At 64.8% G+C, this 14,342-nt stretch carries 14 protein-coding genes; 3 read left to right on the top strand and 11 right to left on the bottom strand.

Translation table 11 applies throughout. The annotated features are described in order from the left end of the window. Positions 1-23: 23 nt before the first annotated feature. Together slmA and pabB are read left to right on the top strand one after the other, a co-directional pair. Positions 24-599 carry a nucleoid occlusion factor SlmA gene (gene slmA / locus O3301_RS12115; protein WP_099665918.1) on the top strand — a complete coding sequence of 192 codons (576 nt, stop codon included), beginning with the start codon at positions 24-26 and terminating at the stop codon, positions 597-599. Between the two features lie 21 nt (positions 600-620). Continuing rightward, the gene (gene pabB, locus O3301_RS12110) at positions 621-2,465 is read left to right on the top strand and encodes an aminodeoxychorismate synthase component I (RefSeq protein ID WP_305056487.1); all 1,845 of its coding nucleotides are present in this window, start codon (positions 621-623) and stop codon (positions 2,463-2,465) included. 84 nt (positions 2,466-2,549) lie between these two features. Here pabB and O3301_RS12105 read toward each other — a convergent pair whose 3' ends face one another. Together O3301_RS12105 and O3301_RS12100 are read right to left on the bottom strand one after the other, a co-directional pair. Beyond that, complete coding sequence (locus O3301_RS12105) at positions 2,550-2,909, bottom strand: DUF1428 domain-containing protein (RefSeq protein WP_099665920.1); 360 nt, start codon at positions 2,907-2,909, stop codon at positions 2,550-2,552. A gap of 115 nt (positions 2,910-3,024) precedes the next feature. Beyond that, entirely contained in the window at positions 3,025-3,618 is a 594-nt protein-coding gene (locus O3301_RS12100) for a glutathione peroxidase (RefSeq protein ID WP_289912542.1), read from the bottom strand. A gap of 180 nt (positions 3,619-3,798) precedes the next feature. On the opposite strand from O3301_RS12100, the gene O3301_RS12095 reads away from it, so the two are divergent. Further along, positions 3,799-4,926: a poly(3-hydroxybutyrate) depolymerase gene (locus tag O3301_RS12095; RefSeq protein WP_305056486.1), complete on the top strand. Its 1,128-nt coding sequence runs from the start codon at positions 3,799-3,801 to the stop codon at positions 4,924-4,926. A gap of 157 nt (positions 4,927-5,083) precedes the next feature. Here O3301_RS12095 and gabD read toward each other — a convergent pair whose 3' ends face one another. The 9 genes from gabD to O3301_RS12050 form a co-directional block, all read right to left on the bottom strand. Beyond that, positions 5,084-6,538 (bottom strand): NADP-dependent succinate-semialdehyde dehydrogenase, encoded by a 1,455-nt coding sequence (gene gabD / locus O3301_RS12090; protein ID WP_070218955.1) that lies wholly within the window; start codon positions 6,536-6,538, stop codon positions 5,084-5,086. An 80-nt stretch (positions 6,539-6,618) separates the two neighbouring features. Beyond that, complete coding sequence (locus tag O3301_RS12085; protein WP_099665922.1) at positions 6,619-7,461, bottom strand: PPK2 family polyphosphate kinase; 843 nt, start codon at positions 7,459-7,461, stop codon at positions 6,619-6,621. Then, entirely contained in the window at positions 7,458-7,880 is a 423-nt protein-coding gene (locus tag O3301_RS12080; RefSeq protein WP_305056485.1) for a CoA-binding protein, read from the bottom strand. The genes O3301_RS12085 and O3301_RS12080 overlap by 4 nt, the downstream gene beginning before the upstream one ends. Positions 7,881-7,944: 64 nt before the next feature. Next, positions 7,945-8,598 carry a bifunctional 2-keto-4-hydroxyglutarate aldolase/2-keto-3-deoxy-6-phosphogluconate aldolase gene (locus tag O3301_RS12075; protein ID WP_305056484.1) on the bottom strand — a complete coding sequence of 218 codons (654 nt, stop codon included), beginning with the start codon at positions 8,596-8,598 and terminating at the stop codon, positions 7,945-7,947. Positions 8,599-8,611: 13 nt separating this feature from the next. Then, a complete protein-coding gene (locus O3301_RS12070; RefSeq protein WP_369812192.1) occupies positions 8,612-9,508 on the bottom strand; it encodes an SMP-30/gluconolactonase/LRE family protein in 897 nt (298 codons plus the stop codon). 14 nt (positions 9,509-9,522) lie between these two features. Continuing rightward, a complete protein-coding gene (araD, locus tag O3301_RS12065) occupies positions 9,523-11,253 on the bottom strand; it encodes an L-arabinonate dehydratase (RefSeq protein WP_289912548.1) in 1,731 nt (576 codons plus the stop codon). Then, positions 11,250-12,263 (bottom strand): 2-dehydro-3-deoxygalactonokinase, encoded by a 1,014-nt coding sequence (locus tag O3301_RS12060; RefSeq protein ID WP_305056483.1) that lies wholly within the window; start codon positions 12,261-12,263, stop codon positions 11,250-11,252. The genes araD and O3301_RS12060 overlap by 4 nt, the downstream gene beginning before the upstream one ends. A gap of 84 nt (positions 12,264-12,347) precedes the next feature. Further along, positions 12,348-13,121, bottom strand: coding sequence for a hypothetical protein (locus O3301_RS12055; protein ID WP_305056482.1), 774 nt, complete (start codon positions 13,119-13,121; stop codon positions 12,348-12,350). Next, on the bottom strand, positions 13,118-14,317 hold the full coding sequence (locus O3301_RS12050) for a DNA-binding transcriptional regulator (RefSeq protein WP_289912551.1): 1,200 nt from the start codon (positions 14,315-14,317) through the stop codon (positions 13,118-13,120). Before O3301_RS12050 ends, O3301_RS12055 begins: the two co-directional genes overlap by 4 nt. Between the last annotated feature and the right edge of the window lie 25 nt (positions 14,318-14,342).

Below are 14,342 nucleotides of genomic sequence, written 5' to 3'. Positions count from 1 at the left end.
TTTTTTTAACGACAAGAGAAAATATGGCAAGCACACCGCCGGGCCAACGCAGGCTACAAATTCTTCAGGCCCTCGCCGCAATGCTGGAGCAGCCGAAAGGCGAAAAGATCACCACTGCCGCACTGGCGGCCAGACTGGCCGTGTCGGAAGCGGCCCTGTACCGTCATTTCGCCAGCAAGGCGCAAATGTTCGAAGGGCTGATCGAATTCATCGAGTCGAGCGTCTTCGGCCTGATCAACCAGATCGCGGAAAAGCACAGCGACGGCATGACGCAAACGCGCGACATCGTCGGCATGCTGCTCAATTTCGCCATCAGCAATCCGGGCATGACACGCGTATTGATCGGCGATGCACTGGTCAATGAGGACGAGCGCCTGCAAGTGCGCATGAACCAGTTCTACGACCGCGTGGAACTGGCGCTCAAGCAGGCCTTGCGCGTGGCTGCCGCCGAAGGCCATGGCAAGGAAAGCGAAGTGGCGGCGCGCGCCACCCTGATCGTCGGCTTCGTCATCGGACGCTGGCACCGCTACGCCAAGAGCGGTTTCAAGATCAATCCCTCCCAGGAAGCGGCGCTGCAAATCGCCATGCTGCTGGGGTAAGTCACCGCCGCGGCTGTCCCCATGCATACCGACTGTTTCGCCCTGCTCGACGACGCCAGTACCCCGGGCGCCGGTTCGCGCCTGTACACGGGCCTGGCGGCGGTCTTGCAGTGCACCGAGGGGCAAGCGTGGCCCGAGTTGCTGGAAGGCCTGCAAGACGCCTTACATCGCGGCCAGTACGCCGTCAGCGTGTGCAGCTACGAGCTGGGGGCGCATTTGCTGGCCATGCCGCCGCGCGCGGCAGGCATCAACGCGCCGCCGCTGGCGCAAGTGCTCGTCTTCGACCATTGCACGCAGCTTTCACAGGACGAGGTGGCGCAGTGGCTGGACGCGCGTGTCCACGCCGACGCCGCGCCGGCGGGCGTGGCCGATATCCGCGCGAATGTCGATCAAGCCGAATTCACGCGCGCGCTTGACCGCATCCACGACTACATCGTGGCCGGCGACACCTATCAAGTCAACTACACGTATCGCTTGCGCTTCGACGCCTTCGGCTCGCCCCTGGCCCTGTATGCGCGGCTGCGCGCGCGTCAGCCCGTGCCCTACGGCGCGCTGGTGATGCTGCCCGATGGCGGCGCCCTGCTATCGCTGTCGCCGGAACTGTTCGTGCGCCATGCGCAAGGCGAGCTGATGGCGCGCCCCATGAAAGGCACGGCGCCTGCCGCCCCGCCTGAGCAAACGGCAGAAAACGCGCGCCGCGCCAGCGCCCTGGCCAATGACCCGAAGAACCGCGCGGAAAACCTGATGATCGTCGACCTGTTGCGCAACGACATCGGCCGCATCGCCGTCACCGGCTCCGTCAAGGTGCCGGCCCTGTTCGAGGTGACGCGCTACAGCAGCGTGCTGCAAATGACCTCCACCGTGCAGGCGCGCCTGCGTGACGACGCCAGCCTGGCCGACGTCTTCCTGGCCTTGTACCCGTGCGGCTCGATCACGGGCGCGCCGAAACGCCGCACCATGGAAATCATCGCCGAGCTGGAGCCGGCGCCGCGCGGCATCTATACGGGCGCCATCGGCTGGTTCGACCCTCCCGCCGCCGGCGCTACCCACGCGGTGGGCGACTTCTGCATGTCCGTGCCGATCCGCACCCTGGCCTTGCAGCCGGCTGGCCCTGACGGCATCCGGCGCGGCGAGATGGGCGTGGGTGCCGGCATCGTGCTCGACAGCGACCCGCACGAGGAATTTGCGGAGTGCCAGCTCAAGGCCCGCTTCCTCACGGGCCTCACGAACGACTTCGAACTGTTCGAGACCCTGCACGCCAGCCGCACCGGCGGCTGCCGCCAGCAGGAGCGCCATCTGGCGCGCCTGGCCGCCTCCTGCGCCTACTTCGGTTTTGCCTGGAGTGACAGTGCCGCGCGTGCCTCGCTGCAGGCGGCCTGCGCGGCGCGTCCCGACGACGCGCCCTTCCGCCTGCGCCTGGCGCTGCGCCAGGATGGCCAGTTCACGACGCAAAGCGGTGCGCTCACTGCCCTGCCGGACACGGTAACCATCCTGCTGGCACCCGACGCCACGACTGCCGACGACCTGTTCCTGCGTCACAAGAGCAGCGTGCGCGCACGCTACGACGCGGCCTGGCGCGCAGCCGAGGCGCGAGGCAGCTTCGACATGCTGTTCTTTAACGAACGGGGCGAACTGACGGAAGGCGGGCGCAGCAATGTCTTCATCCGCCTCGATGGCCGCTGGCATACGCCGCCCCGGTCCTGCGGCCTGCTGCCCGGCGTGCAACGCGCCGCCATGCTGGCCGATCCCGCCTGGGACGCGCAGGAAACCATCATCACGCGGGCCATGCTGGCACGGGCCGAAGCGATTGTCGTGTGCAATGCGTTGCGCGGGGCGTTGCCGGCACATATCATCGCTAGCGCCTGAAACCGTTCAGGGCAAGGCGCATTGCCGAAGGCAGTGCAACTACACGACGAGGCATTGCAACGCCGCCATGGACTGTTTCAGCCGCTAGAGATCCACCTGCATTTCATAACCGCCGTAGATCATCCGCTTGCCATCGAACGGCAGCTTGGCCGGATCCATCATCTCGGCCAGGCGCGGGTCTTTCATGACCTTGTCGTTGATTTCATCGCGCTTGGCGCGCGACGCATACACGATCCAGGAAAACACCACCACTTCGCCATCCTGCAAGTCCACCGCTTGCGGGAACGACGTCAGCTTGCCTGGCTTGACGTCGTCGCCCACGCATTCGCGAAATTCCAGCGCGCCGTACTCGCGCCAGATGGCGCCGCAACTGCGCGACATGGCCAGGTAGGCTTCGAGCTTGGCTTTCGGTACGGGCACCACAAATCCATCGACATACGCCATGATGTTCTCCTTGGTTGTGACAAACGCGAACAACCAGCTTAGGACAATGATGGCAAGACGACAAGCGCGGCATTAAAAAAAAGCAGGCGATCAAGCCTGCTTGCGTGTCGGCAACTTACAGCGCCAGCGCTTTTTCCACCGCGCCCACCAGTTTCTTGTCGTCCGGCGTCACCTTGCTGGGGAAGCTTTCCACCACTTTACCGTGACGGTCGATCAGGTATTTGTGAAAGTTCCAGGCCGGAGTCTTGCCCGTCTGCTTGATCAAGTCCACATACAGCGGATTCGGCGCGGGGCCGGAGACCACCGATTTGGCGAACATGGGAAACTTCACGCCATAGGTGTTGTAGCAGAAATCGGCGATTTCCTTGCTGTTGCCCGGCTCCTGCTTGCCGAAATCGTTCGACGGGAAGCCCAGCACCACCAGGCCCTTGCTGCCGTACTTGGCGTACAGCGCCTCGAGCCCTTCATATTGATTAGTAAAACCACAATAACTTGCCGTATTGACCACCAGTACCACCTTGCCCGCGTACTGGCACAGGTTTTGCGGCGCTTCATCCTGCAGGCGGTTGAAGGTCTGCTTGAGAATCGCGGGGCAGGCGGCTGGCGCGACGGCAGCTGTAGCGGTTTCGGCGGCATGGGCCGGCATGGCCAGGCTGGCGCCGGCGGCAAGGGTGGTGAGCGCAAACAGCTGGGCAAGGGTCTTGGACATGAAGGGCACCATGGTTGAACGGAAAAAACCATTCTATGTCAAACGCCGCGCGCGCGCATGAGGGCCACAAGAACAGCAATTGCTTGAGCGACATCAACGATAGTGCAGTACTTGCCCATCGCACAGTTTTTTTACCTATGCTCGGCCTTCCTATCCCATTTCTTGCCTTGTGGAGTCGCCATGCCCTTCCCGCACCTGACCGCATTACCCACCGCCCTGCTGGCCGCCAGCCTGCTCACCCTGGCGCCAGGCGACACGCTCGCCGCCACGGCCGCCAAAGCGGCCAAACCCGCCGCGACCAGGGACGCCCCCGCCCTGCCCGGCTACCAGGCGGACCTGAGCCAGACCACCGTGTCCGGCCTGTCCTCGGGCGGCTTCATGGCGGCGCAGTTTGCCGTCGCCTACTCGGCCACGGTGGCCGGCGCCGGCATCATCGCGGGCGGCCCGTATTTCTGCTCGGGCCAGCCAGGCCGCTTCCCCTACATCCCCTACCTGACGAATGCCCTGACCACCTGCATGAATCCGGGCAGCGCGCAGGTGGCGCCGCCTGTCGCCAGCGAATTGCTGCGCGCGGCGAACGACTTCGCGCGCGCCCGCCTGATCGACGACACGGCCAACCTGAAACGCCAGCGCGTGTATCTGTTCAGCGGAACGAAAGACCAGACCGTGACGCGGCCGGTAGTGGAACAGGTGGGGAAATTCTATGCGCTGGCGGGCACGCCGGCCGAGCAGATCCGCTTCGTCGACAATATCGGCGCAGGCCATGCCATCATCACGGACAACAATCAGGACAAGGCTTGCGATGTAACGGCGTCGCCCTTCATCAATGACTGCGACTTCGTGCAGGCGCGCGACATCCTGCAGCACCTGTACCCGGATCTGCAGCCCGCGTCGACCACGCTGACGGGCAAGCTGATTGCCTTCAACCAGCGCAGCTTCATCCAGAACGCGTACTCGAGCATGAACAATACGGGCTACGCCTACATCCCGAAAGCCTGCGACAGCGAGAGCTGCCGCGTGCACGTGGTCTTCCACGGCTGCTTACAAACGACGCAAGCCATCGGCGACCGTTTCTATACCAGCACCGGCTACAACCAGGTGGCGGACGCCAACAAGATCATCGTGCTGTATCCGCAGGCCGAACCGAGCCCCGTCTACCCGTACAACCCGAAAGGCTGCTGGGATTTCTGGGGCTACACCAGCATCAATCCGATCGACCCGGACTTCTACCGCAAGAGCGGCACGCAGATGGAAGCGGTCAAGGGCATGCTGGACAGGTTAGGATCGGTTCGTAACAGCCGTCGATAACGGACGTCACGGATGCTTGAGAAAATCGTAGCGAGCGGCAACGAGGCTCGGCGCCCCCATCTGGCTAAGAAGCGCAGCTGTACTAAGTACGGGGCCGCCGAGGCAGCGCGCATCGCAGACCGGAAAGCGCGCCGCGCAGTAGATTTAATCAAGCATCCTAGATACCGCCCATGCAGATGTACTTGATAACGAGATAGTCTTCGATACCGTAGGTCGACCCTTCACGGCCCAGGCCCGATTGCTTGACGCCGCCGAAGGGGGCGATCTCGTTCGAGATCAAGCCCGTGTTGACGCCGACCATACCCGTTTCCAGGCCTTCGGCCACACGCCAGATGCGGCCGATGTCGCGCGAATAGAAATAGGCAGCCAGGCCGAATTCCGTGTTGTTCGCCAGGGCGATGACTTCATCGTCCGTCTTGAAGCGGAACAGGGGCGCCAGCGGGCCGAAGGTTTCTTCGGTGGCCACGCGCATGTCGTTCGTCACGTCGGCGATGATGGTCGGCTCGAAGAAGCCGTTGCCCAGCGCATGGCGCTTGCCGCCAGCGAGCAGGCGGCCGCCCTTGCCCAGCGCATCGGCCACGTGTTCTTCCACCTTGGCGACGGCCTTGGCGTCGATCAGCGGGCCTTGCGTGACGCCCGCCTCGATGCCATTGCCCACCTTCAGCTTGGCCACGGCCGCCACCAGCTTGTCGGCAAACGCGTCATACACGCTGTCCTGCACGTACAGGCGGTTGGCGCACACGCAGGTCTGGCCCGCGTTGCGGTATTTCGAGGCGATGGCGCCTTCCACGGCCGCATCCAGGTCCGCGTCGTCGAAGACGATGAACGGCGCATTGCCGCCCAGTTCCAGCGACAGTTTCTTGATCGTTGGCGCGCACTGTTCCGCCAGCAGGCGGCCCACCTGGGTCGAACCCGTAAACGTCAGCTTGCGCACGATCGGGTTCGACGTCATTTCGCCGCCGATGTCTTTCGGCGCACCCGTGACGATGCTGAACACGCCCGCAGGCACGCCCGCGCGCTCAGCCAGCACGGCCAGCGCCAGCGCGGAAAACGGCGTTGCTTCAGCCGGTTTCAGGACCATCGGGCAGCCGGCGGCCAGGGCCGGGCCGACTTTGCGGGTAATCATGGCGGCGGGGAAGTTCCACGGCGTGATGGCGGCGCACACGCCGATCGGCTCCTTGGTGATGACCAGGCGACGGTCCGGCCACGGCGATTGCAGGGTATCGCCCGCAACGCGCTTGCCTTCTTCGGCAAACCACTCGATGAACGAGGCGCCGAACTGCACTTCGCCCTTCGCTTCCGGCAGGGGCTTGCCCTGCTCGGTGGTCATGATCAGCGCCAGGTCGTCGGCGTTTTCCAGGATCAGGTCATGCCAGCGGCGCAGCACGGCCGCGCGCTCCTTGGCCGTCTTCTTGCGCCAGGCAGGCCAGGCGGCATTGGCCGCCTCGATGGCGCGGCGCGTCTCGGCGGCGCCCATCAGGGGCACCGTGCCGATATGCTCGCCCGTGGCGGGATTGCTCACATTAATCGTCTGGCCACCATCGGCATCCGCCCAGGCTCCATTCACGTAAGCCTGGTGACGCAACAAGGTAGGATCTTTCAACTGCAGCATATGGATCTCCGGTCTGGTTTGAATTATCGACGAGGGATACTATGCCACAGCGCGGCCGATTCCGCAGGCGATGCGCGGAACTACTCGACCTTGAAAGACGACAGTTTCGGGTCCGGCGCCGGGTATTCCAGCTTCATGCCCTGCAGGGTTTCCAGCAGCAGCGACGCCACCACCAGGTTGCGCTGCGTCTTGGAATTCGATGGCACCACGTACCAGGGCGCATGGTCGGCATCCGTCTCGCGGATCGCCGTTTCATAGGCGCGCTGGTAGCCATCCCACTTCTTGCGCTGGGCGATATCGTTGGGATCGAACTTCCACTGGCGGTCGGGATCATCGAGCCGCTCTTGCAGCCGTCCCCGTTGCTCGTCCTTCGAGATATGCAGGAAGACTTTCAGGATGACGGTGCCCGTTTCGCTCAGCATGCGCTCGAAATCGCGGATCTGCGCATAGCGGCGCTGGCATTCTGCCTTGTCGATCATGTCCTGCACGCGCGTGATCAGCACATCCTCGTAATGGCTGCGGTTGAAGATGGCGATTTCGCCTTTCACGGGCACGTGCTGGTGCACGCGCCATAGGTAATCGTGCGCCAGTTCGATATCGGTGGGTCCCTTGAACGCCACGGCGCGAATGCCCATCGGGTTGATATTGCTGAAGATGGCCTTGACCGTGCCATCCTTGCCCGACGTATCCATGCCCTGCAAGACCAGCAGCACCTTCTTTTTGTGCTGCGCGTACAGCATGCTCTGGCACTCGGCGATCTGCGCCGTCAGGGCCACGGTTTCCTCGCGGTCGATGGCCTTGCACTGGGCCGGCGTCAGCTTCTTGTTGGCCGCCTTGGTGGCGGCGCCCAGCAGGCGCTTGCCGGCGAAATCCTCGTTCAGGTCGAAGTCCTTCCCGGCACGAAACTGCGTGCGCGCCTTCATGCCGCCACCGCCAGCTTACGGTGCTCGATTTTTGTGCAATGGTCCATCACCACATCCAGGCCCGCCGCCCGCGCCAGTTGCGCCGCCTGCTCGTTGATGACGTCAAGTTGCAGCCACAGGCAGCCGGCCTTGACGGCGATGGCTTCCTCGGCGATGGGCAGAATATCTTCTGACTTGCGGAAGCAGTCGACGATGTCGATGCGCGCCGGCGCGACAGCCGCCGCGGCCTGCGTCAGGGTGGCGTAAGCGCGCTGCCCCAGCACATCGCGTCCGGCGAGGGCCGGATTGACGGGCAACACGCGATAGCCATGCCGCAGCAGGTAATCTGCCACTTCATGGCTGGCGCGTTCGCGCTTATCGGACATGCCGACGATGGCGATGATGCGGCTGTCTTGCAGGATGCGGGCGATGTTGGACATATTCTGGTCTATGAGGCGTGCGACATTGCTCCTTTAGCGTAGCAGATTCCCGTCCCGGTGGGAGCTAGCCAGAAGACTTAGCCGTCCGCACGGCCGCCATCTTCGCCACGAACGCTTGCGCGCGCGCCGTCACGGCCGCGTAGTCTCCCGTGGCGCCCGGGCCACTCAGGCTGCTGCCGATGCCCACGGCCACGGCGCCGCTGGCAAGCCATTCATGCAAGTTCTCCACCGTCACGCCGCCCGTCGGCATCAACGGCGCTTGCGGCAAGGGCGCGCGCAGGGCCTTGATGTAGGCGGGGCCGAACATCTCGGCGGGGAAGACCTTGACGATATCGGCGCCGGCCTGCAGAGCCGTGACGATCTCCGTCGGCGTCATCGCCCCCGGCATGGACAGCACTTGGTAGCGCTGGCACAGCGTGATGGTCTCCACGTTCACGCCGGGCGAGATGATGAACTGGGCGCCAGCCAGGATGGCGGCGCGTGCCGTCTCCGTATCGAGCACCGTGCCCGCGCCCAGCAGCACGTCATGGCCATGGCGTTCGCGCAGGGTGCGCAGCACGCCCAGGGTATCGGGCGTGGTGAATGCCACTTCCAGCGCCGTGATGCCGCCGGCAATGCACGCCTCGGCAATCTGCACGGCCGCCTGCGCCGAAGGGGCACGCACGATGCCGACCATACCCCGCTCGATAATGCCCTCGAAAACCGTATGTTTTTGCATATGCTCTCTCCTGTCAGGCCGGCAAGGCACCAAAGCGCACTTCCGGCAAACCGCGCACGCCCACCTGGCGCGCATGAAACAATCCCCCGGCCAGCGGTTCGCTCGCCAGCTGGGCCGCGCTCAAGCTCTCCTGCGCCGTGGTGACGAACAATTCGTCGTAGTGCGGCCCGCCCAGGCTCACGCAGCTGGGCTGCGAGACGGGCAGGCTGATCTTGCGCTCGACGCTGCCGTCCGGCGCGAAGCGCAAGACCCTGCCGGCGCCCCATTGCGCGCTCCACAGGTAGTCATCCGCATCGATGGTGGCGCCATCGGCCGCACCCGGCCCCGGATCGAGCACGGCAAACACGCGTACCCGGCTGGCATCGCTCCCCAGGTAATCGTCCCAGCGGTAGATCGCCTTTTTCATCGAGTCGCAGAAGTACATGGCCGTGCCATCGACGCTGAAGCAGATGCTGTTCGAGATGGCGATCTGCGGCAGCGGCAGACGCTCCAGGGTCAGGTCCAGGTTGAGGCGGTAGAAGCTGGCGACGGCATCGCGGCACGGGCGCTCATCGAGCGTGCCGAAGACAAAGCGTCCCTGGCGGTCGCAGCGGCCATCGTTCAGGCGCGTCATGGGCAAGTCCCCCTCCACCGTGTGCAAGGGCGTGACGGCCCCGCTGCGCGCATCAAACCAGGCCAGGCGCGAAGCCAGTCCCAGCAGCAGCACGTCGTCGCTGTCCGTCAGCGCGAAGCACGCCAGGCGCTCCGGCATGGCCCACGTCTGGCGCTCGCCCGTGGCCAGCACCAGCGCATGCAGCTGGCAGCCTTCGATATTCGTCCAGAAAACGCGGCCGCTGCGTTCGCACCAGCGCACGCCCTCGCCGAGAAAATTCTGCGCATCGACCAGTAATTGGGCCTGTGTCCCCATCATTTTTTCCTTGTTTTTCAATGTGATTCACGCGGAACCGCGGAGCCTCGGCAACCGACGAGGAAGTCGAGGTCCGCGCCTTCGTCGGCCTGCGTCACGTGCTTGATGTACATCGACTGGTAGCCGCCCTTCATGGCCGGCTGCGGCGCTGTCCACTCGGCGCGGCGGCGCGCCAGCTCGGCCTCGTCGACGTCCAGGTGCAAACGCCGGCCCGCCACGTCCAGTTCAATCATGTCGCCATCGCGCACCAGCGCCAGCGGCCCGCCCACGGCCGCTTCCGGCGCCACATGCAGCACCACCGTGCCGTAGGCCGTGCCGCTCATGCGCGCATCCGAGATGCGTACCATGTCGCGCACGCCCTGCTCCAGCAGTTTCTTCGGCAATCCCATATTGCCCACCTCAGCCATGCCAGGATAGCCCTGCGGGCCGCAATTTTGCAGCACCATCACGCAGCTGGCGTCGATATCGAGGGCCGGATCGTCGACGCGCTTTTTATAATGCTCGATGCTGTTGAAGACGACGGCGCGGCCACGGTGCTGCATCAGTTCGGGCGAGGCGGCGGACGGCTTGATGACGGCACCGCGCGGGGCCAGGTTGCCATGCAGGACGGCGATGCCGCCCTCGTCCTTGAATGGCTGCGCCAGCGGCGTGATCACCTCGGGATTGAAATTTTCCGCTTCGGCCACGTTGACGGCCATGCTGGCGCCCGTAACGGTGAGCGCCTCGCCATGCAATTTGCCCAGCAAGTCGCGGATGATCACGGGCAAGCCGCCCGCATAGTAAAAATCTTCCATCAGGTACTGGCCCGACGGCATCAGGTTCAGCAGGCAGGGAATGTCGCGCCCCAGGCGGTCCCAGTCACCCAGGCGCATGTCCACGCCGATGCGCCCTGCGATGGCCAGCAGGTGGATCACGGCATTGGTCGAGCCGCCGATGGCGCCGTTGACCATGATGGCGTTTTCAAACGCCTCGCGCGTGAGGATCTGCGACAGTTTCAGGTCTTCATGCACCATGTCGACGATGCGCCGGCCCGTCAGCTGCGCCTGCAGCTTGCGGCGCGCATCGACGGCGGGAATGGCAGCGTTGCCGGGCAGGGTCACGCCCAGTGCCTCGACCATGCTGGCCATGGTGGAAGCCGTGCCCATGGTCATGCAGTGGCCGGCGGAGCGCGACATGCACGATTCGGCCTGTTTGAATTCGTTTGAGGTCATGCGCCCGGCGCGCACGTCCTCGGAAAACTTCCACACGTCCGTGCCGGAGCCGATCGGTTTGCCGCGGTAGTTACCGTTCAGCATGGGGCCGCCCGACAGCACGATAGTGGGCAAGTCCACGCTGGCCGCGCCCATCAGCAGGGCCGGAGTGGTCTTGTCGCAGCCCGTCAGCAGCACCACGCCGTCGATCGGATTGGCGCGGATCGATTCCTCGACATCCATGCTGGCCAGGTTACGGAACAGCATGGCCGTCGGGCGCAGGTTCGTCTCGCCCAGCGACATCACGGGGAATTCGACGGGAAAACCGCCCGCTTCGAGCACGCCGCGCTTGACCATCTCGGCCAGGTCGCGGAAATGGCCATTGCAGGGGGTCAGTTCGGACCAGGTATTGCAGATGCCGATGACGGGACGGCCATCGAAGGCGTCGCTGGGATAGCCCTGGTTCTTCATCCAGCTGCGGTGAATGAAACTGTCTTTGTCGTCACCGCCAAACCACGCTTGCGAACGCAAGGGACGCTTGTTCTTGTTGTCACTCATACTGTCTCCTGCGGGGAAATCAAGCCGCGCGCGGCGGCGATCAGCAGCGCACCGTGACCGGCCAGATTGGCTTGCTGCTGGTCGTCGACGATGATGCGCTTGCCATAAAAAAATCCGTGTTCTTCGATCAGCAGCCCGAGCGCCTGGCGCAGCATGGGCTTGCCCGTAATGACGAGCGGGGTATCGGGCCGCATCTGGATGGCGGTGCTGTTGCGCAGCGCCAGCAAGTCGCCGCTGAGGACGGCGCCCATCAGGAAATTGGCCCGCTCGTTGCATTCGACGGCGCTGAACTGGCCCAGGGTGCGCACGCTGAAGCAGGCGCGCGCCAGCCCCGTTTTTTGCGCCGCGGCCGCGCCGGCCAGCAGCATTTTCGGCACCAGGGTCTGCGCAAAACCGCCATCGACCGATTGCTTGATCAGGGTGTGCTGCGTGATCGCCTGCAGCAGTTCGCCCGCGATGGTGGTGCTGCAGCCGAGTATGCGGCGCTGCTCGTCCACGCTGATCAATTTGGTATGCGAGCCGGGCATGATCAAGGTTGCCGCGCCGCGCAACTGCAGGCGCTCGAGCAGCGCGACGACTTCCGTCTCTTCGCCGCGCATCATGTCCATCGCCTCAACGTTATGCAGGCCGACGGCGCCATGCTGGTTGCGCACGCCGGGAATCAGCCACAGGGGCTGCGCCAGCACGTCGGGCAAGTCCACCGCCTGCATGCCTTGCGCCAGCTGGGCCAGGCCGGCGGGCGCCGGCAAATGCGGCACTTCCCGCACGCCCATGGGCGAGGTGATCATGCCCGACGCCAGCGCCAGGTCCACCTCGGACGGCGCAATGCCCGCGCTGGCCAGCACGCAGGCGATGGTGTCGCGCAGCGCCTGTTTCAGCGCGCCGTTATGGCCATCGATGGCGGTATTGCGCACGCCCGTTTCCAGCTGCGCATGGGCGACGACGGCACCTGCGCGCCACAGCAAGGTACGCGTATTGGTGGTGCCGGCATCGATGGTGAGTATGTTCATGGGCAGATTCGCAGCGTCGGTCAGGACAAAAATAAATGAGGGAAAAACTACCCCATGGTAGAACTGCCCCGCATATCTGACCAATCACTTATTTGACATCATTGATACCGGTTCGGATATGTCAAACGCGTCGAGATCCTGCACGCCCAAACGGTAGGCGAGCTTGAAGCGCATCGCCTGTCCCGGCTGCATTTCCACATCCTGCGCCAGCAGGGAAAAACAGCGCGCATCGGAATACAGATGGCAACTGTCCTGGGTGCTGGAAAAACGCAGGACCCGGCCCGACGCGGGGTCGGCAACCCGCGCCGCCTCGCGCAGCTGGCCGCTGCCAGTCCAGTAAAAGTCATGCCGGAATCCCGGCAAATGCACCAGTGCGGGCCAGGCCAGGCGAGAAGCGAGCGGCGCCGGCTGGCGGAAGTCGAAGGCGCTGCCCGCCACATCGAGCGGCGCGCCACCCGCACAGCCGCCAGGCCAAGGCCAGTAACGGTCGGCAGCCAGGCGCAGCACATGGTCGCCCACGCCGGCACGGCGGCCCTGCAGGTTGAAGCGGGGTGCGGCAAGCGCAAAACGGGAAACGGTATCGGCCGTGGCGACGCAGTCGAGGTGCAGGCTGCCGTCGTCGTCAAACCGGTAGGTCAGGCGTACCGACAGGCCGTCTTGCGCCAGCTGCAACTGCAAGTGGCCGTCGCCGGGCGATGCGCACTGCCAGCCCGCGGAGGACCGCGCCGCTGGGGGCGCCGCGTCCAGCACATCGGCCAGCCGGCCATAGCGGTCGGGCGCCCACCAGGCCCGCAGGCTGGCATCGTGCGCATCGATGGCCACGCGCATGCCGCGCGCGTTGTGCAGCAGATGCATCATGGCGCCTGCCCGGGGGCTGGCGGCGGCCGGCTGCGCTGCTGGAATTCGCGCGGCGTGCAACCGAGTTCGCGCTTGAAGACGGCATGCATGTACTGCACCGTGGTAAAGCCGCAACGCACGGCCACCTCGGCCACCTGCCCCGGCCCGCGCGCCAGCAGAGTCTTGGCCGCGTCGAGCTTGAAATGCAGGATTTCATCGTGCACGCTGCGCCCCAGCTCGTGGCGGAAGTGCGCTTCGAGCGAAGAGCGCGACACGCCCACGTAATCGGCCACCTGCTCCGTCTTGATGCCCTGGCAGGCGTACTGGCGAATGAAGTGGCGCGCCTGCATCACCTGCGGATGCTGGAAGGGCTGGTGGCGCGTGGAAGCGAGCACGTTCAGGCCCGCCGGCGGCACGAGGATGCGCGTGCCGGACAGGCGTGCGCCATTCAACATCTGGTGCAGCAGATGCGCCGCCGTGCGGCCCATTTCCTCCGTGCCCTGGATCACGGAACTCAAGGGAATGCGCGTGAGCATGCGCGCCAGCGGGTCATTGTCGATGCCGATCAGGGCGACCTGCTCGGGCACGGCGATGCCCGCGTGCATGCAGGCTTGCAGCAACTGGCGCGCGCGCGCGTCGCTGACGGCGATGATGCCGACGGGTTTTTCCAGGCTATTGAGCCAGGCGATCTGCTGCTCCACCGCTTCGTCCCATGACGGCGCGCTGGTGGCGACGCCCCGGTACACGTCGGCGCGCATGTGGTCGCGCTGCATCAAGGCGCAAAATGCCGTTTCGCGCTCCTGCGCCCAGCGGTTGACATCGGCCTCGGGCAGGCTGAAACAGGCAAAGCGGCTCAATCCCGCTTCCACCAGGTGTTCATAGGCCAGCTTGACGATCTTGAAATTATCAGTCGCCACGTACGGGATGCCGGCCGGGTAATCCTCCGCGCGCGCATACGAGCCGCCCACGGCCACCACCGGCAGGCGACTGTGCGCCAGCGCCGCGCAGACGGCGGGATCGTCGAAATCGGCGATGATGCCGTCGCCCTGCCAGCGTTCGATGCCGGGCAGGCGGCAGCGAAAATCCTCTTCCAGGAACAGGTCCCACGACACGCGCGTGGTGTTCAGGTAGGCGGCGATGCCCGCGATGATGTCGCGGTCATATATTTTATTCCCGTTAAACAGCAGCGCGATCCGGTGCGCGGTCGGCATCTTCATGGTGTCTCCTCCCGTGCCAGATCGT

The organism is Janthinobacterium sp. SUN211, assembly GCF_030587315.1.
GTDB classification, from domain to species: Bacteria; Pseudomonadota; Gammaproteobacteria; order Burkholderiales; family Burkholderiaceae_D; genus Janthinobacterium; species Janthinobacterium kumbetense.
This window is presented reverse-complemented; position numbering and strand designations above follow the sequence as displayed.